Source organism: Kitasatospora sp. NPDC048365 (assembly GCF_043200835.1).
GTDB classification, from domain to species: Bacteria; Actinomycetota; Actinomycetes; order Streptomycetales; family Streptomycetaceae; genus Kitasatospora; species Kitasatospora terrestris.
On record NZ_JBICYJ010000008.1, the window covers coordinates 133,653 to 157,496 of the forward strand.

Consider the following 23,844-nt stretch of genomic DNA (forward strand, 5'->3'; position numbering starts at 1 on the left):
CTCACCCACGCGGGTGGACGCCCGCGCGGCGGAGGGCGTCCAGATCGGGGACGGGAACCTCCAGATCAACGTGAAGGTTTCGGCGCCCGCCGTCGCGCGCTCGGGCTACCTCCATCAGATCCGGAGACTGGGCTCGCCGCACTTCTCGGGCCGGCAGGACGAGCTCGCCGAGATGGCCCGCTTCTGCACCGCCGAGGACGGGCCCGACTACTTCCGCTGGCTGGCGCCCGCGTGGGTCGGCAAGACGGCGCTGATGGCGCAGTTCGCGCTGCATCCTCCGGCAGGCGTACGGGTGGTGGCCTTCTTCGTCACCGCTCGTCTCGCCGGCCAGAGTGACCGGGCGGCGTTCTGCGACGTGGTCCAGCGTCAGCTGAGCGAACTCCTCGGCGAGCAGGAGCCCCTGGTCACCGAGCACGCCCGGGACGAGCAACTCCTGCACGCCCTGGACCGGGCGGCCCGACGGTCCGCCGACCGCGGTGAGCGGTTGGTCCTGCTGGTCGACGGGCTGGACGAGGACCGGGGTGTGACCTCCGGCCCCGAGAGCCACAGCATCGCCGCCCTGCTGCCCGCCGAACCACCTGCCGGGATGCGGGTCCTGGTCGCCGGCCGTCCCAACCCGCCCGTCCCCGAGGACGTCCCCGAACACCACCCCCTGCGCGGCGCCGGCTGCTCCCGCGTACTGGCGACCTCCCCGCACGCCACCGCCGCCCGTGACCACATGGAACGCGAGCTCCTTCGCCTGCTGGAGGCGGACGGGCCGGAACACCACCTGCTGGGGCTGCTCACCGCTGCGGGCGGCGGGCTGAGCAGCCACGACCTCGCCGAGCTCGCCGACTTCCCCGGGTGGCGGGTTCGGCGGCACCTCGGCTCGGTTGCCGGCCGCACCTTCGTCACCCAGGGCCCGCACTGGGGTGGATCCGGGCCAGAGGTGTATCTCCTGGGCCACGAGGAGCTCCAGCGGACGGCGGTGCGCTTCCTGGGCGGCGAGCTGGCCGCCTACCGGGAGCGCCTGCACTCCTGGGCGGACCGGTATCGCGAACTGACCTGGCCGGTGGGGACTCCGGAGTACCTGCTGCGGGGCTACCCGCAGCTGCTCGGCGAAACCCGTGAGTCGGATCGGCTGGTCCGCCTGGTCGCCGATCGGGACCGGCAGGACCGGCTGCTCGAGCTGTCCGGCAGCGACCTCGCATCGCTCGCCGAGATCACCGCGGCACAGGATCTGCTGCTCACCTGCGAACCGGTCGATCTGGACGCCATGCTGGTCCTGGCCGACCACCGGGAGGACCTGCACAGCCGCAACGGGAGAACGCCCGCCAGTCTGATCTCGCTGTGGGCCGAGCTGGGAGAGACCGAACGCGCCGCGAATCTCGCCAGGTCGTTCGCCGACCTCGAACGGCGAACCGGCGCGCTCACCACCGTCGTCGGCGCCCTCGCCCACGCCGTGGCCGGCCGGGATCACGCTCGCGCGGCGGCAGAACTCGGCACCGAGGCCGCCGAGTTGGCGCGCTCGATCCCCGACTGGCGCAGGCGGGCCCGGGCCCGCACCGCCATCGCTCGCGCCCTCCTGGAGACCGGCCTCTGGGACCAGGCACTCGACGTCGCCGGGGACGCCTACGACGACGCCCGCAACCAGCCCGCCCCCGACCGCTACCGGGTGTTCGCGGAGCTTGCGGACGTGGCCGCCCTCGCCGGGGACGACGTGCGGGCCGACGCGCTCCTCAGCCGGGCGGTGGCCATCGCGAAGGCCGTCCGACTGCCGTCGGTCCGCCGCAAGGAGCTGGCCTTCATCGCCGCGACCTACGGTTCGCGGGAGGCCCTGGACCTCTTCCACCGCCACGTCGCTCCCACCGATCCCCGGGACGACCCGTACCGGCTCAGCGAGCTGGAGGTCGTCGAGCTCGCCGGTTCCCTCGCCACGATCGGAGACGCGGAGCAGGCCCTGGAGCTCGCCCACGGCCTCACCGATCCGCTGCGGCTCGCCGAGGCACTGGCCGACGTCAGCGCAGGGCTGGCGTGGACCGGGCACACCGCGCGGGCGATCGAGGTCTTCGACACCATCGCCGATCCCGATCAACAGGCACGCGTCCTGCCCGAGATCATCGCAGCCCTGCACGAGGACGAGCGCCCAGGGGAAGCCGACCGCCTGCTCGGGGAGGTCGTCGCCGCCACTCGGAAGGGCGCACCGGATCCGGCATCCGATCGGCTGCTGGCCACCGCCGCCGACCTGCTCGCCGGCACCGGCCGCACCGAGGATGCCATCGCGCTCGCCCTCACCATCAGCGACGCCGCGATCCACGCCGACGCCCTCGCCAACGTCGCCCGGTCTCTCGCCCGGGATGGCCGGATCAGCGAGGCCCGGGAACTCGCCCGGCGGGCCACCGCGCGCGCCATCGCCAGGTCTCCACAGACGCACGCAGCCCGCTCCCGTCTCGTCAAGGCGTTGGTCGACATCGGGGAGACCAGTCGGGCGCGCGCCATCGCGGATGCCGCCGCGACCCAGGAGCTCGCCGCGCCCCGCACGGGCCGGTCCTGCCGGTCTGTCGCGCAGGCTGCCCTCGCCTCCGCGCACATCGGCGACACCGAGCGGACGATCGAGCTGGTCGAGCGCGCCGTCGCCCTGGCATCCGACTCCTGGTCCGCCACGGGTGCTCTGGTCGACAGCGCCGTTGCGCTGGTCGCGATCGGCCGGCCGGACCGGGCACTCGGCCTCGCCCACAGGCTGGTGGACGCGCAGCGGGGACGGGACCGGGCCGGATTGACGGCCTGGTACACCGCGGAGATCGCCGAGGCACTCGTGGACGCAGGGCATGTCGACCATGCCATGGACATCGCCGCCACCATCCTCGTTCCCCACCGGCAGCACTCGTGCCTGGGGCGGCTCGCAGGCAGGCTCGCGAGGAGCGGAGGAATCCGGCACGCCCTGCCGCTCGCCCGCGACTTGGCGGAGCCCTTCGACCGCGCGGACGCCCTCGCCCGTGTTGCCGAGGCGCTCGCCGTATCAGGACATCCCGGGGTCGCGCTCACCCTGGTCGACGAGGTGCTGGACGCCGTCCGATCCCTGCCCGCAGGGGCGATCGAATCGGCAGCCCGCGCCCGGGTGGCCACGGTGCTCGCCGCCGCCGGTCTGACCGGTCCCGCACGCGAACAGGCCGGGCACGCCCTCACGGCCGCCCGCAGCACCGCTCCCGACGGGCTCCAGGCCTCGGCCCTGGTGGAGGTCGTCAACGCTCTCGCCGCGGTCGGACAGCTCGATCGGGCCCACGAGGTGGCCCGCACCATCACCGAGCGGTACCACCGGATCCGCGCCCTCGCGCTCCTCGCGGCAAAGTGCGGGCCCACCCCGTCGGGAAGGCGCATGGTCGCGGAGGCGGCATGCTCGGGCTCCTGGTCCTCCCTGCTGGAGGCCCTGACCACCGTGGCTCCGGAGTCCCTCACGGTCCTGGCCGACTACGACAGCCCGTGAGGACCGCGCCCGGACTGTGACGAAGTGCTCGCGCTTTCGTCGCCGACCGGGTGGCAGATCGCGGGGAAAGCCCCGCACGGCTCCAGCTGCTGACCCTGCGGGACGTCCACCGAACGGAGGAGTGTCATACCCGCGTGCCGGGATCACCGTATTGGTGTCGGCACCTCAGGTCCTGCGCCGCGTGTCTGTGCAGCCGGGAAGTCCCAGCGCCGCAGGCTCGTTGTGTCCTGGGCGGCGCCAGGGGTGCGGCAGGTCGTTCGGGTCGTGCGGGCAGCCCTCGGTGTTCCGGCTCGGATCGGCCTCGGCATCCCGGCGGTCCAGAGTCTCCGCGGTCGCGGGGTACTTGGCGCGGAGCCGGTCCCGGAGGGACTGGGCAGGCTAGCCGGCGGCCGATCCCGCGTCGGGTTCCGCCTCCGGGCCGGAGGCCACGGTTCCGGGTGCACGCAGCCGTGTCAGCTCCGCTTCCAGCTCGGCGACCCGGGCCTCGAGTCGCTGCACGTCTCGGATCGCATCCTTGTATCCCTCCTGTTGCGCCTGGCGAGGTGGGTGAGGGTGTCCACCCGGTCCACGCCGAGGGGCTGGACTGCCCGGAGCTCGACGCGCCGGGTCGTCCCGGGACTGGCCACCACCGTGCTCCCGGAGGAATCGCACTGACCGGCGCCGGGACGGCTTCGGCATCGAGCGGCGGCGGCTGCGGCGACCCGCGGTGGAAGCAGACCTGCATCAGTGCAGGCGGCGGCCGGGTGTCGGCGCAGGTGACCACCGACTTCGCCAGCAACAACCGCACCGAGCAGATCATCATCTGGGGCCACACCACCAGCAGCCAGGCGCTCTCCACCTCGTTCTCCTGCCACTCCGGCCAGTGCTCCTGCACTTACACCCTCAACAACCCGACCCCGGGCCACGACTACAAGGCCGAGGCCCGCTTCTACTGGCAGCCCGGCAGCAACTACGACTACCAGTTCAGCCCCGACCTCTGGTACTGAGCCACCGGGCGTGGGTGACACGACCCTCCACCCTCGTGGACCCTGAGCCCGCACGGCGGCCCGCCCAACCACGGCAGCCGCGGGGTGGCTGCGTTCAGGTAGCGGCGGTACGGCCGGAGACGAGGCCGACGGTGCCCACCGAGGCGGGCAGGGCCACGTGCGCGAGCGAATTCCGGCCCTCGCGCAGCGGAACCTGCGCCTCCGGACCGGGGACGGAATGCCCGGTCAGGTGACCAGGCCGTGGCGGTAGGCGTAGACGACGGCCTGGACGCGGTCGCGGAGTTGAAGTTTGGTGAGGATACGGGAGACGAAGGTCTTGACGGTCTCAGGGCTGATGACGAGGGTTGCGGCGATCTCGCTGTTGGAGAGACCGTCGGCGATGAGGCGGAGAACTTCCAGCTCGCGAGGGGTGAGCGGGACGTCCCGGTGGGTCTTCTCCGCGGGGCGGATCCGGGCGGCGTAGTGTCCGACGAGGCGGCGCGTCACGTCGGGGTCGAGGAGGGCCGCGCCGGTGGCGACGGTCCGGATGCCGTGGAGGAGTCGGTCCGCGGGTGCGTCCTTGAGGAGGAAGCCGCTGGCGCCGACGCGCAGTGCCTCGTAGACGTACTCGTCCAGGTTGAACGTGGTCACCACGAGGACTTTGACGGGGTGGGGAACTCCGACGCCGGCCAGCAGGCGGGTGGCTTCGAGGCCGTCGAGGACCGGCATCCGGATGTCCATCACGACGACGTCGGGTCGTACCTTGCGGGCGAGGTCGACACCGGTCCGTCCGTCTCCGCACTCGCCCGCCACCTCCATGTCGGGCTGGGCACCGATGATGGTGACCAGGCCGGTGCGGACCAGCATCTGGTCGTCGCAGACCAGGACCCGGATCGGTGCGCTCACGAGGTGCCGTCGGCGGGGATGCGTGCCCGGACGGTGAAGCCGCCGTCCGGGTCGGAGCCTGCGCTGAAGTCGCCGCCCAGGACGTCGACGCGCTCGCGCAGGCCCGCCAGGCCCCGTCCGCCGCCGCCGGCTGCGGCCGTGGCGCGTGAGCCGGTTCCGTCCGTGCTGACCTCCACGGTGATCTCCCTCTCGCCGTGCTGCACCTGCACGGAAGTGCGGCTGCCGTGAGCGTACTTGAGCGCGTTGGTCAGTGCTTCCTGCACCACCCGGTAGGCGACGAGGTCGGCGCCGCCGGTGGATGCCGGCTGCGGGCCCCGCTCGGTGAAGTCCACGGGCTGTCCCGCCCGGCGGGTCTGCTCGACGAGCGTGAGGACCCTGCCGACGGCCGGTGTCCTGGCCGGCGTGGTCTCCGGCGGGCCGACGCCGGGGCCGACGCCGTGGTCGGGGTTGAGCAGGTCCAGGAGGTGACGCAGGTCGGTGAGGGCGCGGCGGCCGGTGTCGCTGACGGCGGTCAGCGACTGCTCCAGCCGCTCGGGTGCGGCCGTCAGGTAGCGGGCGGCCTCGGCCTGTACGACCATCGCGGTCACGTGGTGGGTCACCACGTCGTGCAACTCGCGGGCGATGCGGATGCGTTCGGCGCTACGGGTCTCGACGGCCACACGTTCGCGGCGTGCGGCCTCCGCGGCCCGGGTGGAACGCAGCCACGCCCCGGCTCCCCAGGCCAGGGCGAGCGTCAGGTAGAACGTCACGAACCCCGTCGCCGTCTCGCCGCCCGAACCGAGCCGGGCGAGCGCGATCGCCAGCGGCACGTACGCCACGGACAGCAGGACCACGGTGGTGCGCCGACGCTGTTCCAGATGGGAGCCGGCACTGATCAACGCGACGAGCAGGGCGGTACCGGCCGCCGAGTGGTAGCCGTACAGCTGGTCGAGGGCGAAGCCGCACGCCACCAGCGCGAGGCAGACGACCGGCCACCGTCGGCGCACCACGAGGGGGAGGCATTCGAGCGCGAGGGCGACGACGGCGAGCGCGTCGAAGGGGCGGGTCGGAAGGTCCCCGACCTGCGTCCCGTGGCCGCGCAGTCCCGGCAGGAACGACGCGACCAGGAACAGTGCCCCGAGCGGGAGGTCGCGGAGGGTGACGTCAAGTCGGCGCCACACCCGACCGGCCCCCTGAACGCTCATCACCGGGCGAGTGTAGCGAGGGCGTCGACGCGCTCGGCACGCCGCCGAGGGACGATGCGGCCGCGCCGACGGGCCACCCGCAGGAAGACGACCATGAGCAGCGCGCCGAACAGCGTCGCGTACACGCTGGCCTCCGGGCCGAACTCGCCGCCGGTGATCAACGCGGCCCCCGACGTCGAGGCGTCCAGCAGTCCGTGCGTGGCGCCGTTGCCCGAGACCTCGGTGCCGAAGATGCCGGACTCCGCGAAGTTCCAGCCGAAGTGCAGCCCGATCGGCAGCCACAGGGAGCGGGTGGCGGCGTACGCGGCGGCGAGCATGCCGCCGGCCTCGATCGCGATGGCGACACCGCCGAGCAGGGTGGCATCCTGGTTGAGCAGGTGGACCGCGCCGAACACGGTGCCGGACAGGGCCAGCGCCAGGTACGTTCCGAGGCCGCGCTCCACGAGTCGGAAGAGCAGGCCGCGGAACATCAGCTCCTCCGTGACGGCGGCGCCCGTCATGAACCCGACCAGCCCGATCGCCCCGGTCGCCGAGCCGAAGCCGTGGACCTCGTAGTCCCCGAGGACGTAGATGTTCGCGATGACGACCCCGAACATCGCGACCCCGATCACCAGGCCCAGCAGGAGCGACCCGGGCGCTCCCCCGCGGGCCAGTTCCGTGACCGGGCGCCGCTCGGTACGCCCCACGACCCAGCGGTAGACGAGCACCAGGAGCACGGCCGACAGGCCGCCCACGAGGAGCGAGAGCCACGGGTTGTCCTGGACCGCGACGGCGCCTTGACCACTGACCGCACCGGCCAGGCCCACGGCCAGGATCTGCCACACCGGCTTCATGACGACTCCTTCTTCGGTTCCGTTCCCGGTTCCTCGTCCGGTCCGCGGCCAGGGCGCCGCGGCTGAACCGAACGCTACGGAGACGGCGATCAGGAATCGTCACCTCCCAGGGGACACCTGCGCGTAGCTCTCCCGGGGGACAGACCCCCGGTGGGCGGCGATCGGATCGCGGTACCAGGTGCAGGAGGCCTCGGCGGGCAGTCGCCGTCGGCGTCACTCCGACCGGGGGCGCCGCAGTCCGCACAGGAGCAGTTCGATCAGGCGCCGGGGTTCGTACTGCGGGTCTCCGCCTCCGATGCACAGGTTGCCGATGCCGCGCATCAGTTCGTAGGGATGGATGCCCGCCCTGATTTCGCCCGCCTCGACCGCGGCGTCGAGCAGCCGCGCGCAGACCGGCAGCAGACGGTCGAGGAAGTAGCCGTGCAGTGCGGCGAAGCCGCTGCTGTCCGACTGCAAGGCGTCAGCCAGTCCGTGTTTGGTGACCAGGAAGTCGACGAACAGGTCGATCCACTGGCGCAGTGCGACGAACGGGGAGTCCGCGCCGGCCAGCAGCTCCGGGCCCGCTTCCGCGCACTCCTCGATCTGGTGGCGGTAGACGGCCGTGACGAGATCGGCCCGGGTCGGGAAGTGTCGGTAGATCGTGCCCGTCCCCACACCCGCCCTGGCCGCGATCTGGCGGATCGGCGCATCGACGCCGGAAGCCACGAACACCTCGGCGGCGGCCGCGAGCAGCGCCTGCTGGTTGCGCAGCGCGTCGGCCCGCTTGCTCCGGGCCGACGCCCTCCCCGTGGGGCTCTCGCTGGACACAGTTCTCCCTCCGACACCCGTTGACAAAGCGGAACGATGTTCCGGATAATAAACGGGACAGCGTTCCGCTTCAGGGTAGCCGAAGCGGGGCTCAGCCGCCCCTTGCCCGCCGCCACCCCGACCGGGGCCGGCCGCGGCACCCACCGCAGTAAGGAGAACCGCTCGCCATGAGCGCATCCGCCCACACCACACCCGTCCCCGTCCTGTCGTACAGCCCAGTGGTCCTGCCCGTACCCGGGCGTCCCGTGGACCTCCAGGTACGCGTCTCCACTCCCGAGTCCGGAACCGGCCTTCCCGTCATCCTGCTCTCCCACGGCCACGGCCCCTCGAACAACCTCTCCTCGCTGAACGGCTACGCGCCGCTCGCCAACTCCTGGGCGGCACAGGGCTTCGTCGTCGTCCAGCCGACCCACCTCACCTCCCGGACCCTGAGCCACCTGGTCGCCGACGCCCCCGGCGCACCGGACTTCTGGCGCTCCCGCGCCGAGGACATGAGCCACGTACTCGACCGGCTCGACGTGATCGAGCGCACCGTCCCGCAGCTCGCGGGACGGATCGACCACACCAAGGTCGCCCTCGCCGGACACTCCCTCGGCGGCTTCACCGCGGCCCTTCTGCTGGGCGCCGGACTCAACGACCCCGACACCGGGAACGTGGTGCACCTGGTCGAGCCGCGGATCAAGGCGGGCGTCCTGCTCGCCGCACCCGGCAGGGGCGGCGACGTCCTCAACGGGCCCATGGCCGAGCAGTGGCCGATCATCGGGGCCGTCGACTTCTCCACCATGACCGCCCCCACCCTGGTCGTGGCAGGCGACAAGGACGACCCCCGGCACTTCACCGACATGGGCCCGGACTGGCATGTCGACCCCTACAACCTCGCCCCTGGCCCCAAGTCCCTGCTCACCCTGTTCGGGGCGGAGCACGGACTCGGCGGGATCGCCGGATACGACGCCGCCGAGACCACCGACGAGAACCCCGAACGGGTCGCCGCCGTCGGACGGCTGACCGCCGCTTACCTCCGCAGCCGGCTCCACCCCGGCGACACGGCCTGGCAGGCCGCGTGCGAGGCGCTGGGAACCGACCCCGATCCGATCGGACGAGTCGAAGCCAAGTAGACCGAAGCAGACCGCCCGGAGGACGCAACCACGCCCTCGGGTCCGCACGACCGGCACAGCGGACCCGGCACAGGGCCCGGCACCCGTATGCGGGGCAAACGTCCGGTATGCGACCATACGCGCCATGTTCAGCATGCCCCCACCGGACCGCGGTCCCGACGCCCCGGCCGACCCGCGCCGCCGCCTCCTGCTCGAACTGGGCTCGGCCCTGCTGAGCGGCGGCCTGCCCGTCCACGACGTGGAGGAGGAGCTGCGCGGGCTCGGGAGGGCGCTGGGAGCGCCCGATGTACGGGTCGCCGCCTTCACCACCGGGCTCTTCCTCGCACTGGGCCCGGACGACGCAACCGTGCTCGAACCCGTCGGCCCGGCCCTGCGGTTCGAGCAGACCGCCGACATCCTCGACCTGGTCCACCGGCTGCGCGCGGGCGCACTCGACGGGCACCGGGCGCTGCGCGACCTCGACGCGATCCGCCGGGCACCGGCCCGCTGGCCCACCTGGGTCGCCGACCTCGGGATACTGCCGGTCGGGGTGGGGCTCTGCCTCTTCTTGCAACCAGTGGCGGCGAACGTCCTGGCCGCCGCGATCGGCTCGCTGATCGTGGTCGGCCTGACCATGACGGCCCGCCGGCTGCCGCTGCTGCGGCCGCTGCTGCCGGTCACCGCCGGCTTCCTGGTGTCCGTTCTCGTGCTCGGGGCTGCCCGGGCCTCGCTGCTGGACGGCCCGCTGCGCACGATCGTCGCGACCCTGGCGATCCTGCTGCCGGGTGCGCTGCTGGTGACCGGGCTGTCGGAGATCGCCGCGGGTGCGGCCAGTGCGGGGACGGCCAGGCTGGTGTCCGGCTCCGTGCAGCTGGCGCTCTTTCTCGCCGGCGTGGTGAGTGCCGCTGCCGCCACCGGGGTTCCCGCCTCCGCGTTGGCCAACATCCGGGTGGTGGAGCCGAGTTGGTGGGTGATCTGTCTGGGCCTGGCGCTCGCCGTGGCGGGGCTCGTGATCAATGTCAACACCCCGCCGCCGGCCATTCCGTGGATCGTCGCGGTGATCGCGGCGACCACTGCCGTCCAGGTACCGGTGACCTCCACCAGCGGCGCGGCACTCGGCGGCCTGGCCGGCGCGGTCACCGCCGCGGCCGCGGCCACCGTCGCGCACTGGCTGCCACGCGGCCCGTCGTGGCAGGTGCTGTACCTCCCCGCCTTCTGGGTCGTGGTGCCCGGCTCCTTCGGCCTGCTCAACACCGCGCAGATCGAGGTCGGGAACGGGGCGCAGGCCGTCCTCGCCGCGGTGGGGGCCCTGTTCGGCGTCAGCGTCGGAACCCTGATCGGCTCGGTGATCAGCCGGATCCCCCGGCCCACGGCCACCCTGCTGCGGCGGCGTCCCTGACCCGCGCACGGCCGGGACACCGCCGACTCCACGCCCTGCCCGCAGCCGCACCCGGCTCGGCACCGCCCCCGACGGTCGCGGAGGTGGCCCGCTCGGACTCCTGGTACTCCCTGCCGGAGGCCTTGACCACCGTGGCTCCGGGGGCCCGCACGGTCCTGGCCGGCTACAACAGCCCGTGAAGACCGTGGCCGGGCTGTCCGGCCGTGCGCCGGACGGCCACGACGGCCGCGTCGTCCCCGAGGCGCCCGCCGGCATGGGCCAGCAGATCGCGGCGGATGTGGTTGACCAGCGCCTCCGGCGTGCAACCGGTCCAGCGGGCGACCCGTTCGGCCAGGGGGTAGAAGATACCGGCCCGGTCACGTGCCTCGATCACACCGTCAGTGTAGAGCAGGAGGGTGTCCCCGGTCTCGAACTGGAATGTGTCGTCCGGGTAGTCGTCCGCCAGGAGAGTGCCGAGACCCAGGGGCGGTGCGGCACCCGCGCCGTCGAGTGGGACGACGTGATCGTGGCGCAGGAGCAGCGGTGGCGGGTGTCCGCAGTTGGTCAGGCGGGCCGACGGGGCGTCATCGGGGATGTCGAGGAACAGGGCTGTGACGAAGTGCTCGGCGCTCTCGCGGTCCGTCTGGGCGAAGTCGAGCAGGTACCGGCTGACGTTGCGGTCCAGCTCGCGGGCGAGGCCCGGCAGTGTGGCGTGCTGTGCGGCGATGAGCCGAAAGGCGCTGATCAACAGGGCGGACTCGCCGACGGCGGCCAGGCCCTTGCCCCGGACGTCGCCGATGATCATCCGCGCCCCGTCGCGGGTGCGGGTCGCGGTGTAGAGGTCACCGCCGATCTGGGCCTCGTACTCCGCGGCCAGGTACATGGTGGCGATCTGCAGGGCGCCGATCCGCTCGGGAATCGGGCGCAGCAGTGCGCGCTGGGCGGCTTCGGCCACCGACTGGGCGCGGGCCAGCTGCCGACTGCGGCGATCACGGACCGCTGTGAAGAGCGCGATCATCAATGACAGCGCGGTGAGGGCGGCGAGCTGTGCCGGGTGGTCGCCTGCGGTCACGCCGCCGCGCAGGACGGCGATGAGGAAACCGGCGGCGACGGTGAGCGCGCAGACCGCGGCGGTGACCCGGGCCCCGGCGAAGGACGGGGTCAGCGCGGGAGCGATCACGAGCAGCGGGCCGAGATGGGCCGAGGCGGGCGACTCGAGGATCGCCGCGGTGAGCACCACGACGAGGGCCACCGGTACCAGCACCAGGGTGCGTTCCCGGAGCCGCCCGCCGGCCGAGCGCCGTTCGCTGTCCATGTCCTCAACTGTGCGCCGCGGCCCGCGGCGGCCGCATCCGGCGCGTGCGGAGTTCACGGCCGACCACCCGTACGGCACAGCGACGGCGTCGACCGGGGAAAACGCTTGGACTCCTGCGGCCCCGTCGCGGGAAACTACGGTTCCTGCCCTCTCCGCTTCCCCGCTGACTGTCCGTCACACGTCGTTCCGCTTCTCAGGAGGGGCAGGCCCTGGGCCGCCGCACGACACAACGAGGTCGGGATGGGATCGTCCGAGTCACTCCGGGGGGCGCCGGGCAGGCGCCCGGTACTCCTCGCTCTTCGCTCCTACGGACGGGAGCTGGCCCGGCTCCCGCGCCTGACGGTGCCGGGCATGCTGCTGCCGGCGTTGGGCAACATCGGGATCGGCTATCTCGCGCCGCTGGCCGTGGCGAAGCTCGTCGGGCGGATCGCCGGCCATGACGGTGTCGACGTCGGCTCGATGCTGCCGTACGTCCTGGGCTTCGCCGGTGCCCTGCTGGCCGGGGAGGCACTGTGGCGCGTCGGCCTGCACTGCCTGAACCGCCTCGACGCCCTCGGCATCGAGCACCTGTACGTGATCGGCATGGACGAACTGTTCGCCAAGGACGCGGCGTTCTTCCACGACAACTTCGCCGGCTCGCTGACCAAACGGGTGCTGAGCTTCGCCTCCCGCTTCGAGGAGTTCGTCGACACGCTGACGTTCTCGGTCGTGGCCAACTTCGTGCCGCTGCTCTTCGGCTCGGTGGTGCTGTGGCACTACGAACCGCTCCTCGTGGTCGGGCTGCTGGCCATGATCGCGCTGACGGCGCTGTGCGTGGCACCGCTCATCCGCCGCCGTCAGGCGCTGGTCGACCAGCGCGAGGAGGCGATCGCCCGGGTTTCCGGCCATGTCGCCGACAGCCTGATGAACATGGATACGGTCCGGGCGTTCGCGGCCGAGGAGGGCGAGGCGGCCGAGCACCGGTCCCGCGTCGCGGAGTCGCGCCGGCTCTCCCTGCGTTCGTGGGACTACGGCAATCTGCGCATCGACACGCTGGTCGCGCCGATGTCGGTGCTGACCAACGTGCTCGGCCTGCTGCTGGCGGTGACGCTCGGCGGGGGTCGACACGGCGTGGAGGCGGCGGTGGTCGCCTTCACGTACTACACCAACGCGACACGGATCATGTTCGACTTCAACCAGATCTACCGCCGGTTGGAGAGCTCGCTGACGGAGGCCGCGCAGTTCACCGAACTGCTGCTGACCCCGCCCGCCGTCCTCGATCCCCCGTCGCCGGAGCCGCTGCTGCGGCGGGGCGCGGACATCCGCTTCGAGCGGGTGGACTTCGCCCACTCGGGCGCGGACCCGATCTTCCGGGGCCTCGACCTCGCGGTGCCCGACGGGGCGAGGTTCGGCCTGGTCGGCCGCTCCGGCGGCGGAAAGACCACCCTCACCCGGCTGCTGCTGCGGATGACGGACATCGACGCCGGCCGGATCCTGATCGGGGGTCAGGACATCAGCCGGCTGCGCCAGGCCGACCTGCGCAGCCTGATCGCCTACGTGCCGCAGGACCCCGCGATGTTCCACCGGACGCTGCGGGACAACCTCGCGTTCGCCCGGCCGGACGCCACCGATGCCGAGATCCGCCGCGCCGCCGAGGCGGCGCACGTCACGGAGTTCACCGACGCCCTGCCGCACGGCTTCGACACCATGGTCGGCGAGCGCGGTGTCAAGCTGTCCGGCGGGCAGCGGCAGCGGGTCGCCCTCGCCCGGGCGATTCTGCGCGACGCGCCCATCCTGCTGCTCGACGAGGCGACCAGCGCCCTGGATTCGGAGAGCGAGCTCCTCGTCCAGGAGGCACTGTGGCGGCTCATGGAGGGACGGACGGCCCTCGTGGTGGCACACCGGCTGAGCACGGTCGCCAAGATGGACCGGCTCGTCGTCCTCGACCGCGGCCGGATCGTCGAGCAGGGCACCCACGAGGAACTGCTCACGTCGGAGGGCGCCTACGCGAAGCTCTGGCAGCACCAGTCGGGCGGCTTCCTCGACGACACCCCCGCCCCCGCGCGGGTCGACCTGCACTGACGACCGGCCGAAGTCGACAGCTCACTCGGCGCGGAGCCCGTCACGGAGGGACTGGTCGGGCCTGCCGTCCGCCGATGCCGCGTCGGGTTCCACTCCCGGGCCGGGGGCCCCGGCACCGAGGGCACGAAGCTGCGTCAGCTCCGCTTCCAGCTCGGCGATACGGACCTCAAGTCGCTGCACGTCTCGGGTCGCGTCCTTGTATCCCTCCTTGTGGCGCCTGGCGACGTGCGTGAGGGTGTCCACCCGGTCCGCGAAGGCGTCGCGTTCCGCCGCGATCGACTGCACGACCTGGCCGGCGACGACTGCGGCGATCCAGTCGACCCACTGGTTGATGCGCTCGGTGCCCGGGCCGCCGATCAGCTCGGCATCCTGCAGGCCGTGGAGCATGGCCGGTCGGATGGTGTCGGCGATGCGCTGCTGCGGGCCGGGCTGCTCGGTCACAGCTGCTCCTCGATGACGATGCGGACGGCTTCCCCGACCGCTCCGGTGCGGATGATGTCGGGGAACCGATCTTCCCACGCGCCGGGCGATGGCCCGGTGCTGTGTCGCCGGGGCGCCGCGGTCCGGGGTCAGCGGGTGATCGAGATCGCGAAGGGCACGAACCCGCTGGAGCGGATCACGGGGGGCACGAACAGGATCGCGGCCTCCGTGGCGCGGGCGGTGCGGATCCCGCCGAGGTCGGTGATCCATTCGTCCTGCCAGCCGAGGTCGGTGAGGAGTTCGCGGACGGTCCGCTTGGCCCGGGGGTCGTCGCCGGAGAGGAACACGGTGGGCGGCCGGCTGAGCGTGGCCGGGGCGGTCATCACCGGGAAGAGCATGGTGTTGAGGGTCTTGACGACGTGGGTTTCGGGGAGTGCCTCCTGGAGTTGCTCGGCGAGGCTCGAACCGGGGTAGAGCAGGTCGGCGGGCAGGCCGTCCGGTCCGTCGGTGGTGGCGTTGGAGACGTCGACGAGGAGGGTGTCGCGCAGTTCGTCGCGCAGGGCGGCGAGCCGTTCCAGCGAACCGGCGCCGGGAGTGGCGTTGATGACGATCCGGGCGCGTCGGGCGGCGTCGGCGGCGGCGCCCGGGGTGCGGTCCGCGACGGTCACCTGGTGCCCTGCACGGGTGAGGGCGGCGGCCAGGTTGCCGCCGACGCGGCCGTTTCCGAGGACGGCGATCGTGGTCATGAGCGTGTGTCCCTTGTCGTGTGTGCGGGTGGGGTGGTGTTCGGTCAGCGTGCGAGGGTGGCGACGGCCTGGGCGTGGACGCCGGGCGCGGCGGCCAGGAAGCCGGCGCTCCGCGGGGTCCAGGGGCGGCCCTCGGCGTCGGTGATCCGTCCGCCGGCCTCGGTGACGAGGAGTGCGCCGGGCAGCAGGTCCGCGCGGGCGCCGGCGAACTGCCAGAAGGCGTCGAGCCGGCCGGCGGCCACGTTCAGCAGGTGCAGGGTCGCGGGTACGGCGACGCGGACGACGAGTGCGTCGAAGAGCATCGCGGTGATCGAGGAGCCGACGCGCCGGACGACGTCCTCGTCCTCGTCGGGCCGGGCCTGGCTGGTGGCCACGATGCTCAGGCCGAGGTCCGCGGTCGGGGAGACGTGCAGGGGTCGGCCGTCGAGGTGGGCGCCCGCGCCGGTGAGCGCGGTGTAGGTCTCGCCGGTCAGCGGCAGGTGGACCGCGGTGAGCACCGGCTGGTTGTCGCGCACGAGGGTGGCGGTCACCGCCCACTCCGGCAGGGCGTGCAGGTGGTTGACGTTGCCCTCGGCCGGATCCACGACCCACCACTCGCCGGGCGGCAGCGCCCCGCCGTCCAGCTCGTCCTCCACCCAGCCGGCGTCCGGGCGCAGGCTCGTGAGGCGGGGGCGCAGGATGCCGAGGGCGGTGTCGTCGTTGGCGGCGAGCGCGCTCATCAGCTCTTCGCGGGTCCGGTAGGGGACCACCTCGCCGAAGCGCTCGCGCAGGGCCGATCCGGCCTCCCGCACGGCGGCCGCGGTCCGGTCGAGCAGGTCGGCGTCGGAGAGGGTGGCGCCAGTGGTCTGAAGAGTTTCGAACATGGGGGTACTCCCGTCCGGGCAAGGGGTGTTGAGGAGGATGTCGGGCCAGGCCGTGCGTTCCGTCCTGCGCCGTGGTGACGACGCTATCCACCCCATCCATTAACCTCAACTGCATGTCAAGCACGTCTGGGATGACTCCCGTGCAATTGGATCTGAATCTGCTCACCGCGCTCGACGCGCTGCTGGAGGAAGGCAGCGTGGCCGGGGCGGCCGAACGCCTGCACGTCACCGCCCCCGCGATGAGCCGCAGTCTGGGCCGGATCCGGCGCACGACCGGGGACCAGATCCTGGTGCGCACCGGCCGCACCATGACCCCGACGCCCTACGCGATCGCCGTCCGGGAACAGGTGCACGAGCTGCTGCACCAGGTCCGGGGCGTGCTGGCACCAAGCCGTGAACTCGATCCGGCGACGCTGGAACGCACCTTCACCCTCCGCTGGCACGATTCCCTGGTCGCCCTCGGCGGGCCCGCGCTGCTCGCGGCCGTACGCGGACAGGCGCCGGGCGTGCGACTGCGCTTCGTCGCGGAATCGAGCACCGACACCCCCGGACTGCGGCGCGGCGAGGTCGATCTGGAGGCGAACGCCAACCGCCCGAGCGCACCCGACATCCGCGCCGAGCGCGTGGGCGAGACCCGTCTCGTCGCCGTCGTGCGGCAGGGACACCCCCTCACCTGCACCCGAACCGTCACCGCTCAGCAGTACGCCGCCGCCGAACACGTCACCGTCTCGCGACGCGGAAACCTCGGCAACGCCGTCGACGACGCCCTCGCTCGGCTCGGCCTCACCCGCCGCGTGGTGGCGGCCGTCCCCACGGAAGCAGCCGCGCTGGAGTTCGCGCGCGGCACCGACCTCCTGATCACCGTCCCCGAAATCACCGCCCGCACCGCGGCCGCCGACCTCGGCCTGACCGTACTCCCCCTGCCGCTCGCCCTCCCCTCGGCACCGGTGTACCTGTCATGGCACCAGCGCTACGACACCGACAGCGCCCACACCTGGCTGCGCGCACTGGCGCGAACCGCCCTGGCCGCGTGCGGAGCGTCGTAGCCGACGCCGCACGGCCGAGGTCGTTCCCGTCACTCGAGGTCGGCCGGCCCGGTCTCCTGGTCGACGCGGACTTCCGGTGCGCCCAGGCCCCGGCGGACCGAGTCCAGGATCGTCATGCCCTGGCCGATCTGGGCCTGGCGCTGGATAGCCGCCCGGTGCGGGGCCGACATCGCGGCGATGTACCCGGTGTCACCGTCGTCGATCGACTGGATCTGGAGCGAGTCGACGATCAGGCCGATCTTCGCCATCTCGGCCTTGACCTCGCCGGGGCCGGCGGTTCCGCGCGTACCGACCACCAGCACGCCCGGGCAACCGATCACGGCCTCGTCCGACACCATCCGGCGTCCGCCCCTTTCACCTGTCGAATGTTGCGCGACCATCGTGGCTGCGGCAGCCGTCCGCCGCGGGCAGGCGCGCGACCGGGTCCGGCCGTACCGGAGCAGCCCCTGTTCCGTCTCGAGCGGGTCTGTCAGCCGGCCTGCCGGGCCCGGCGCATGACCGCGGGCTCGGTCCGCCGCAGGAGCCAGTACACCACCAGGCCGTAGGCGAGGCTGAGCACCAGGAGCATCCCGGTGCTCACCAGCCAGACACCCGCGCTGTGCCGGAACAGCGGATCGGCCGCCAGGGTGTTTCCCGGCGAGATGGCGCCCAGATCAACGGTGGCTGCCATCGCTGCCATCGCCCAGCGGGACGGCACCAGCCAGGAGAGCTGTTCGAGTCCCGGCACTCCGTACAGGCGCAGCTGGGTACCGGTGAAGACGACCTGCACGATGGCCAGCAGCACCAGCAGCGGCATGGTGGCCTCTTCCCTGCCGACCAGCGCGGAGACCAGGAGGCCCAGCATCATTCCGGCGAAGGAGAGCAACGCCATCACGATGACGATCTCGGCGAGCGGCGGCAGGAAGACCCCGCTGCCGCCCTGGGGTCTGAGCCGTACTCCGGCCAACGCGACCATGGTGAGCACCACGGCCTGAACCACCGTGACCGTGCCGAGCACCACCACCTTCGAGCAGAGGTACGCCGATCTGGAGAGCCCGACGGCGCGCTCCCGCCGGTAGATCACCCGCTCCTTGACCAGCTCGCGAACCGCATTGGCGGCACCGGTGAGCACCCCGCCGACGCAGAGGATCAACAGCGCACTGAACGCACTGCTGTCGGTGAACTTGCCGCCGGCCAGGGCCCGGGCCAGCACGCCCATCACGAACGGCAGCGCGATCATGATCACTACGAAGGTGCGGTCGGCGGCCAGCGCGGCGGTGTAGCGGCGCACCAGGGTGCTCAGCTGGCGGTCCCAGCGCTGCGGCTGGGGCGGCGGCTTTGCCGGCACCGGCCCGGCAGGGCGGCGCGCGGGCAGCGGGGACCTCGGGCCGCGCTGCCCGGACGCTGCGGGCGGCACCCCGCCCGCCTCGGCGGGCCCGGACGGCGCGACCGGGGCGCGGGTCCGCTCCATGGGGCCGATGTACCGGCGGTACTCGGGCGAAGCCCGGTACTCGCCCATCCAGTCGCGGTCCTCCTGGGTCTCGAAGTTCTCGAACGCCTCCGGCCACTGTGAGCACCCGAAGTAGTCCAGTGCGTCGCCGGGCGGCCCGTAGTACGCGATGCGACCGCCCGGGGCGAGCATCAGCAGACGGTCACAGAACTCGAGGCTCAGCACGCTGTGCGTCACCACGACGACGGTGCGACCGTCGTCGGCCAGATTGCGCAGCATCTGCATCACCGAGCGGTCCATACCCGGGTCCAGCCCGGAGGTCGGCTCGTCCAGGAAGAGCAGCGACGGCTTGGTGAGCAGTTCCAGCGCCACGCTGACCCGTTTGCGCTGGCCGCCGGAGAGGCTGGCGACCACCAGGTCGGCCCGCTTGTCGAGGCCGAGTTCGGCGATCACCTCGTCGACCCGGGCGGTCCGCTCGGCCTCCCCGGTGTCGCCGGGGAAGCGGAGTTCGGCGGCGTAGCCGAGGGCGCGCCGCACGGTCAGCTGGGTGTGCAGAATGTCGTCCTGCGGCACCAGCCCGATCCGGTGGCGCAGTTCGGCGTAGTCACGGTAGAGGTCGCGGCCGTCGTAGCGCACCGTGCCGCTGTTGGCGGGGCGCAGCCCGGTGAGCGCGTTCAGCAGGGTGGACTTGCCCGAGCCGCTCGGACCGGTGACCGCCAGCAGGCAGTCCTGGCCGACCGGAAAGCTGACCTCGTCGAGCAGCCGGTCACCATCGACCGTGACCACCAGGTCGGCCACGTCCAGGGTGATGTCGCCGGTGTCGACGAACTCCTGGAGTTCGCCGTCGACCAGGCAGAACTCCGAGTGGCCGATGCCCAGCAGGTCTCCCGGAGCGATCACGGCCTCCGCCACCGGTTGACCGTTGAGGTAGGTGCCGTTGTGGCTGTGCAGGTCGGTGATCGCGTACCGGTCGTCGGCGGTGGTGTGCAGTTCGGCGTGGTGGAGGGAAACCTCGAGATCGGTCAGGACCAGGTCGTTGTCGGGTGCGCGGCCGATCCGCAGGGTGCGGGCGACCAGCGGATGGATGCTGGTGGGCGGCCGGTACGAGCCGGTGATCGCAGTCAGCGCGGTGGGGCGCCGGACGGCGGACCGGTGTGCGGGTGCCACGGTGAGCTCCACCTCCGGGCCGTCCCCGGGGCTGCCGAACCGGATGACGCTTTCGGTGCCGAGCTCACCGAGATCGAGGCGTGAGATCCGGCGGCCCGCGGACCAGGTGCCGTTGTCGCTGTCCAGATCGTCCAACATCCAGTGCCCGTCGCCGAGGTGCAGCACCGCGTGGTGCCACGACACCCGGGGGTCACTGAGCGGAATCTCGCTGACCGGGTCGCGGCCGACGTGGTACGAGCGGCTCGGGGTGAGGACCCGCGAGTCACCGGCGGTCGTCAGGACCAGGTCGGGTGCAAGGGGTGCGACCCGTCGCTCTCCCATGTATTCGACCATAGCCCTCCGGCACGCGGAGGGCTTCCGCTGGTCGAGGCGTCCGTTGCACGCCGCGCAGTTCGGCAACCCTCGACGCCGGGCACCCGGCGGGCCCCAGGAACGACCCGGTGTGACGGGGAGTGCTCACGCGCGGCACTCCCCGTCACGGATCGGGGCCCGCGGGACGTCCCGACCACCGTGAACGCCCTGCCCGACGGGCGGCGATCAGGTCGCGGTACCAGGTGCAGGACGCCCTCGGGGTGCGCCGCTGCGTCTCGAAGTCGACGTGGACCAGGCCGAAACGCTGGTCGTGGCCCTCGGCCCGTCGAACACCCTGTCATCGATCGCTGATCACCGAACAACTCGACCAGGTCGACCGCGCCCTCGCCGAGGCCCGCGCCGACATCCCCGCCCTCCTGCACCACCTCCGGGGGCGCCGCGGCCGTCGCTGCCCACAGCGGCCGTGCAGCCTCAACTGTGCGCTGCGCCCAGGGCCGGTGCATTCGGCACATGCGGAGGTCACGGTCGACCACCCGTACGACACGGCGACTTCCGGATGCCCGCGGAGTTCCGGAACTCCCGCGACCGAGGCTCCCGCAGGCTGACCGGCGTCCGACGGCCGTGCTTGCTTGACTCGCCAGGTCGGCGCCAGCACAGTGCGGATCCATGACCACCGACGAGATCCTCCTGGGCCTGGGACTCACCGGCGTGCTCGCGGTCGGCTCCCAGGTGCTGGCGAGGAGGCTGCGCATCCCCGCGCTGATCGTCCTGCTCCCGGTCGGGTTCACGGCGGGTGCGCTGACCGACGACATCGACCCCGACCGTCTGCTGGGCGCGACGTTCTCCCCGCTGGTGTCGCTCTCGGTGGCGCTGATCCTCTACGACGCGGGCCTCGGCCTGGACCTGAAGCACCTTCGGGGACACAACCGGCGCGTCGTGGTGAGGCTGCTCCTGCTCGGGGTGGTGGTCACTGGGTTCTCCGCCGCTCTCCTCGCGGCGCAGTTCCTCGGGATGTCCTCCCGGGCCGCGCTGATGCTCGGCGCGATCCTCGTGGTCAGCGGCCCGACCGTGGTCGGGCCGCTGCTCAACTTCGTCCGGCCGGTGGAGCGGCTCCAGCGGATCCTCACCTGGGAGGGTTCGCTGATCGACCCGATCGGCGGCATCCTGGGCGCCCTGGTCTTCCACTCGATCGTCGCCAGCACCCACCACACCATCGGCGAGCGGATCGGCCAGCTGCTGCTGAGCTTCGTGATCGGGCTCGCCGGCGGCCTGGTCGGAACGACGGTGCTGTGGCTGCTGCTGGGCAGGCTCCGGTTGCCCGAGCCGCTCGGCACGTCGGTGCAGCTCGCCACGGTGATCGGCACGGCGGCGGTCTGCGATGTGCTCCGCGACGACGCGGGGCTGATCGCTGCCGTGGCCATGGGTGTGGCGGTCGCCAATCTCCCGACCTTCGACGTCCCTTCACGCAACCCGTTCTTCGAGACACTGGTCCAGCTGATCATCGGACTGCTGTTCATCTCCATCTCGGCGACCATCACCCCTGACTCGCTCACCGACGTCGCGCTCCCGACGCTCGGTCTGGTCGCCGTGCTGGTCGTCGTCGTCAGACCGCTGGTGGCGGCGCTGTCCACGCTCGGAACGGATCTCGCGCGGGGCGAACGCGCCTTCATCGGCTGGATGGCCCCGCGCGGCATCGTCGCGGCCGCCACGGCCTCGACGTTCTCCACCACCCTGGTCGCGGACGGCATCGGTGGGGCCGCGAAGATCCTTCCCGCTACCTTCCTGGTCATCGTCGCGACGGTGGCGGTCTACGGCTTCACCGCGGTGCCCGCCGCGAGGCTGCTGGAGGTCAGGCGCCTCGCCCGCTCGCGGCCGTTGCTGGTCGGCGGCGCCCGCTGGGTGGTGGACTTGGGCCGGGCCCTCCGGTCGGCGGGCCTGGACGTACTGATGTGGGCCGGCCTCGAATCGGAGCGCGAGCGGATCCGGGAGTCCGGACTCGAACTGGCACCGGGTGAGTTGCTGGCCGCGGCCACCGGGCAGGGCGCGGAACTGGAAGGCATCACGGCGGTGCTGCTGCTCACCGGCGAGGACGACTTCAACGCGCTCGCCTCGACGATCCTGCGGGGCAGCGTCGAGGGCCGGGTCTACCGCCTGGGGCCGCCCCACGACAGCCACGGAGTGGTGGCGCCGTACACGGGCGGCGACATCCTCTTCGGCGGTTCCCTCGCCCGCCCGGCGCTGGCCGGCCGGTACGCCGAGGGGGCGCCCATCGTGACGAGGTCCGGTGCCGGTCCAGTCCCCGCCGGGTACGACCTGTTGTTCCGGGTCCGGTCCGACGGCTCGCTGGCCCCGGTGGTCGAGGGCCACCCGCCACACGAGGAGGAGGGGGACGTCCTGGTCCTGCTCGGCCCGGCCCGGCGGGCCGAACCGGGCCGGGCACAGGCCGAACCGGGCTGAGCCCGGAGCGTCAGGCGACCGGGTCGTACCAGGCGTCGCCGGCGGGCAGCAGTGCGTCGGCCTCCTTGGGGCCCCAGCTGCCACGGGCGTACGGATACGCCGGGACGGCGTCCCCCAGCACCGGGTCGACGACCCGCCAGGCGGCCTCCACGGTGTCCTGCCGGGCGAACAGCCAGCGGTCCCCGTCGAGCGCGGCGCCGATGAGCCGGTCGTACGGGCGCATGTCCGCGCCCGGCTGCTGCGCGAAGGCGAGCTCCTCGTGCTGTGCCACCCAGCCCGCGCCGGGCCGCTTGCCGGCGAGGGTGAGCGACACCTGGGTCTCCGGCCAGACCCGGAACCTCAGGGCGTTGGAGGCCGGGACGGGCCGGAGGCCGAAGACGTCGTGGGGCGCGGCACGGAACTTGATGTGGACCTCGGTGGCGGTGACCGGCAGGCACTTGCCGGCCCGGATGACGATCGGCACGTCCGCCCAGCGCCAGGAGTCGGAGGCGAGCCGGACGGCGGCGAAGGTCTCCACGGTCGACCCCGACGCGACCCCGGGCACCTGCTGGTAACCCTCGTACTGACCGCGCACGGTGTGCTCGGGCGTGAGCGGGCGCAGCGAGGACACCAGCTGCGCCTTCGCGTCCCGCCACGAGGAGAGTCCGCGTCCGGAGGGCGGGTCGGCGAGGACGCTGGCCAGGACCTGGAGCATGTGGTTCTGCACCACGTCGCGGATCGCGCCGGTGCGGTCGTAGAAGCGCCCGCGGTCGGAGACGTCGAAGGCCTCGGCCATGGTGATCTGGATGCTCTCGACGTGTGTCCGGTTGAGCAGCGGCTCGACCACCGAGTTGGCGAACCGGGCGAACAGCACGTTCTCCACAGGGTCGAGGCCGAGCCAGTGGTCGACGCGGTAGATCGCGTCCTCGGCGAAGTACTCGTGCATGGTGGCGTTGAGCCGGCCGGCGCTCTCCAGGTCGGTCCCGAACGGCTTCTCGACCATCACCCGGGCGCCCTTGGCGCGGCCGGCCGTGGCGATGCCCTTGGCGATGCGCCCGAACAGCGGGGGCGGCACCTCCAGGTAGAACAGCGCGTTGCCGCCGGGGCCCATGGCCTCGGACATCGCCGTGTAGGTGGCGTCGTCGTCGAGGTCGCCGTCGACGTACCGCAGCAGCCGGAGCATCTTCTGCGCGGCGGCGGCGTCCGGGTCCATGCCGTTGAGGCGCAGCGAGGCCACCGCGTAGTCGCGGAACTGGTCGAGGCCCCAGCCGCTCTTGGCCACCCCGACGACGGGAACGTCGAGCACCCCGCGCTCGACCAGGCCGACCAGGGCCGGGAAGGTCTCCAGTTTGGCCAGGTCACCGGTCGCGCCGAAGATCACCAGCGCGTCCATCCGATCGGTCGCCATCTCGTTCTCTC

General features: G+C 72.4%; 17 protein-coding genes and 2 pseudogenes. 7 read left to right on the plus strand and 12 right to left on the minus strand.

All coding sequences use genetic code 11. From position 1 onward, the window contains the following. Nucleotides 1-13 precede the first annotated feature (13 nt). Nucleotides 14-3,463 (plus strand): hypothetical protein, encoded by a 3,450-nt coding sequence (locus ACGFX4_RS10745; RefSeq protein ID WP_393071772.1) that lies wholly within the window; start codon nt 14-16, stop codon nt 3,461-3,463. Nucleotides 3,464-4,218: 755 nt separating this feature from the next. Beyond that, nucleotides 4,219-4,449 carry a hypothetical protein gene (locus tag ACGFX4_RS10750; RefSeq protein ID WP_393071774.1) on the plus strand — a complete coding sequence of 77 codons (231 nt, stop codon included), beginning with the start codon at nt 4,219-4,221 and terminating at the stop codon, nt 4,447-4,449. Between the two features lie 225 nt (nt 4,450-4,674). Here ACGFX4_RS10750 and ACGFX4_RS10755 read toward each other — a convergent pair whose 3' ends face one another. The 4 genes from ACGFX4_RS10755 to ACGFX4_RS10770 all read right to left on the minus strand — a co-directional run bounded on the left by ACGFX4_RS10755 (nt 4,675) and on the right by ACGFX4_RS10770 (nt 8,158). Beyond that, nucleotides 4,675-5,334 carry a response regulator gene (locus ACGFX4_RS10755; RefSeq protein WP_393071776.1) on the minus strand — a complete coding sequence of 220 codons (660 nt, stop codon included), beginning with the start codon at nt 5,332-5,334 and terminating at the stop codon, nt 4,675-4,677. Further along, a complete protein-coding gene (locus ACGFX4_RS10760) occupies nt 5,331-6,518 on the minus strand; it encodes a sensor histidine kinase (RefSeq protein WP_393071778.1) in 1,188 nt (395 codons plus the stop codon). Before ACGFX4_RS10760 ends, ACGFX4_RS10755 begins: the two co-directional genes overlap by 4 nt. Next, on the minus strand, nt 6,518-7,351 hold the full coding sequence (locus ACGFX4_RS10765) for a CPBP family intramembrane glutamic endopeptidase (RefSeq protein ID WP_393071780.1): 834 nt from the start codon (nt 7,349-7,351) through the stop codon (nt 6,518-6,520). Before ACGFX4_RS10765 ends, ACGFX4_RS10760 begins: the two co-directional genes overlap by 1 nt. 213 nt (nt 7,352-7,564) lie before the next feature. Continuing rightward, the gene (locus ACGFX4_RS10770; protein WP_393071782.1) at nt 7,565-8,158 is read right to left on the minus strand and encodes a TetR/AcrR family transcriptional regulator; all 594 of its coding nucleotides are present in this window, start codon (nt 8,156-8,158) and stop codon (nt 7,565-7,567) included. Between the two features lie 167 nt (nt 8,159-8,325). Between ACGFX4_RS10770 and ACGFX4_RS10775 the strand changes: the two genes are divergently transcribed. Together ACGFX4_RS10775 and ACGFX4_RS10780 are read left to right on the plus strand one after the other, a co-directional pair. Then, complete coding sequence (locus ACGFX4_RS10775) at nt 8,326-9,273, plus strand: alpha/beta hydrolase family protein (RefSeq protein ID WP_393071784.1); 948 nt, start codon at nt 8,326-8,328, stop codon at nt 9,271-9,273. A gap of 124 nt (nt 9,274-9,397) precedes the next feature. Then, nucleotides 9,398-10,651 carry a threonine/serine exporter family protein gene (locus ACGFX4_RS10780; protein ID WP_393071786.1) on the plus strand — a complete coding sequence of 418 codons (1,254 nt, stop codon included), beginning with the start codon at nt 9,398-9,400 and terminating at the stop codon, nt 10,649-10,651. Nucleotides 10,652-10,814: 163 nt separating this feature from the next. Here the strand turns inward: ACGFX4_RS10780 and ACGFX4_RS10785 are convergent, their stop codons facing one another. Beyond that, nucleotides 10,815-11,945 carry a PP2C family protein-serine/threonine phosphatase gene (locus ACGFX4_RS10785; RefSeq protein ID WP_393071788.1) on the minus strand — a complete coding sequence of 377 codons (1,131 nt, stop codon included), beginning with the start codon at nt 11,943-11,945 and terminating at the stop codon, nt 10,815-10,817. Nucleotides 11,946-12,185: 240 nt separating this feature from the next. Between ACGFX4_RS10785 and ACGFX4_RS10790 the strand changes: the two genes are divergently transcribed. Next, nucleotides 12,186-14,006: an ABC transporter ATP-binding protein gene (locus ACGFX4_RS10790; protein WP_393071790.1), complete on the plus strand. Its 1,821-nt coding sequence runs from the start codon at nt 12,186-12,188 to the stop codon at nt 14,004-14,006. A gap of 21 nt (nt 14,007-14,027) precedes the next feature. On the opposite strand, the gene ACGFX4_RS10795 is transcribed toward ACGFX4_RS10790, so the two are convergent. The 3 genes from ACGFX4_RS10795 to ACGFX4_RS10805 all read right to left on the minus strand — a co-directional run bounded on the left by ACGFX4_RS10795 (nt 14,028) and on the right by ACGFX4_RS10805 (nt 16,035). Then, the gene (locus tag ACGFX4_RS10795) at nt 14,028-14,447 is read right to left on the minus strand and encodes a hypothetical protein (RefSeq protein WP_393071792.1); all 420 of its coding nucleotides are present in this window, start codon (nt 14,445-14,447) and stop codon (nt 14,028-14,030) included. Between the two features lie 128 nt (nt 14,448-14,575). After that, the gene (locus ACGFX4_RS10800) at nt 14,576-15,172 is read right to left on the minus strand and encodes an NADPH-dependent F420 reductase (protein WP_393071794.1); all 597 of its coding nucleotides are present in this window, start codon (nt 15,170-15,172) and stop codon (nt 14,576-14,578) included. Between the two features lie 44 nt (nt 15,173-15,216). After that, nucleotides 15,217-16,035 (minus strand): inositol monophosphatase family protein, encoded by an 819-nt coding sequence (locus ACGFX4_RS10805; RefSeq protein WP_393071796.1) that lies wholly within the window; start codon nt 16,033-16,035, stop codon nt 15,217-15,219. 140 nt (nt 16,036-16,175) lie between these two features. Between ACGFX4_RS10805 and ACGFX4_RS10810 the strand changes: the two genes are divergently transcribed. Beyond that, the gene (locus ACGFX4_RS10810) at nt 16,176-17,081 is read left to right on the plus strand and encodes a LysR family transcriptional regulator (RefSeq protein ID WP_393071798.1); all 906 of its coding nucleotides are present in this window, start codon (nt 16,176-16,178) and stop codon (nt 17,079-17,081) included. Between the two features lie 119 nt (nt 17,082-17,200). Here ACGFX4_RS10810 and ACGFX4_RS10815 read toward each other — a convergent pair. The 3 genes and pseudogenes from ACGFX4_RS10815 to ACGFX4_RS10825 form a co-directional block, all read right to left on the minus strand. Beyond that, nucleotides 17,201-17,338: pseudogene (locus ACGFX4_RS10815) on the minus strand (flotillin); the annotation flags it as partial. A 212-nt stretch (nt 17,339-17,550) separates the two neighbouring features. Beyond that, nucleotides 17,551-19,998 (minus strand): FHA domain-containing protein, encoded by a 2,448-nt coding sequence (locus tag ACGFX4_RS10820; protein WP_393071800.1) that lies wholly within the window; start codon nt 19,996-19,998, stop codon nt 17,551-17,553. A gap of 154 nt (nt 19,999-20,152) precedes the next feature. Next, a pseudogene (locus ACGFX4_RS10825) lies at nt 20,153-20,311 on the minus strand (family 1 glycosylhydrolase); the annotation flags it as partial. A 344-nt stretch (nt 20,312-20,655) separates the two neighbouring features. On the opposite strand from ACGFX4_RS10825, the gene ACGFX4_RS10830 reads away from it, so the two are divergent. Beyond that, complete coding sequence (locus tag ACGFX4_RS10830; protein WP_393071802.1) at nt 20,656-22,446, plus strand: cation:proton antiporter; 1,791 nt, start codon at nt 20,656-20,658, stop codon at nt 22,444-22,446. A 10-nt stretch (nt 22,447-22,456) separates the two neighbouring features. On the opposite strand, the gene zwf is transcribed toward ACGFX4_RS10830, so the two are convergent. Further along, on the minus strand, nt 22,457-23,833 hold the full coding sequence (gene zwf, locus ACGFX4_RS10835) for a glucose-6-phosphate dehydrogenase (RefSeq protein WP_393071804.1): 1,377 nt from the start codon (nt 23,831-23,833) through the stop codon (nt 22,457-22,459). Nucleotides 23,834-23,844: the final 11 nt, after the last annotated feature.

Excerpts from the sequence above, each read along its gene's own strand:
- ACGFX4_RS10830 (WP_393071802.1), top strand. The coding sequence starts at position 20,656 with ATGACCACCGACGAGATCCTCCTGGGCCTGGGACTCACCGGCGTGCTC.
- ACGFX4_RS10780 (WP_393071786.1), top strand. The coding sequence starts at position 9,398 with ATGTTCAGCATGCCCCCACCGGACCGCGGTCCCGACGCCCCGGCCGAC.
- ACGFX4_RS10775 (WP_393071784.1), top strand. The coding sequence starts at position 8,326 with ATGAGCGCATCCGCCCACACCACACCCGTCCCCGTCCTGTCGTACAGC.
- ACGFX4_RS10820 (WP_393071800.1), bottom strand. The coding sequence starts at position 19,998 with ATGGGAGAGCGACGGGTCGCACCCCTTGCACCCGACCTGGTCCTGACG.
- ACGFX4_RS10800 (WP_393071794.1), bottom strand. The coding sequence starts at position 15,172 with ATGACCACGATCGCCGTCCTCGGAAACGGCCGCGTCGGCGGCAACCTG.
- ACGFX4_RS10790 (WP_393071790.1), top strand. The coding sequence starts at position 12,186 with ATGGGATCGTCCGAGTCACTCCGGGGGGCGCCGGGCAGGCGCCCGGTA.
- ACGFX4_RS10760 (WP_393071778.1), bottom strand. The coding sequence starts at position 6,518 with ATGAGCGTTCAGGGGGCCGGTCGGGTGTGGCGCCGACTTGACGTCACC.
- ACGFX4_RS10805 (WP_393071796.1), bottom strand. The coding sequence starts at position 16,035 with ATGTTCGAAACTCTTCAGACCACTGGCGCCACCCTCTCCGACGCCGAC.
- ACGFX4_RS10785 (WP_393071788.1), bottom strand. The coding sequence starts at position 11,945 with ATGGACAGCGAACGGCGCTCGGCCGGCGGGCGGCTCCGGGAACGCACC.
- ACGFX4_RS10765 (WP_393071780.1), bottom strand. The coding sequence starts at position 7,351 with ATGAAGCCGGTGTGGCAGATCCTGGCCGTGGGCCTGGCCGGTGCGGTC.
- zwf (WP_393071804.1), bottom strand. The coding sequence starts at position 23,833 with ATGGCGACCGATCGGATGGACGCGCTGGTGATCTTCGGCGCGACCGGT.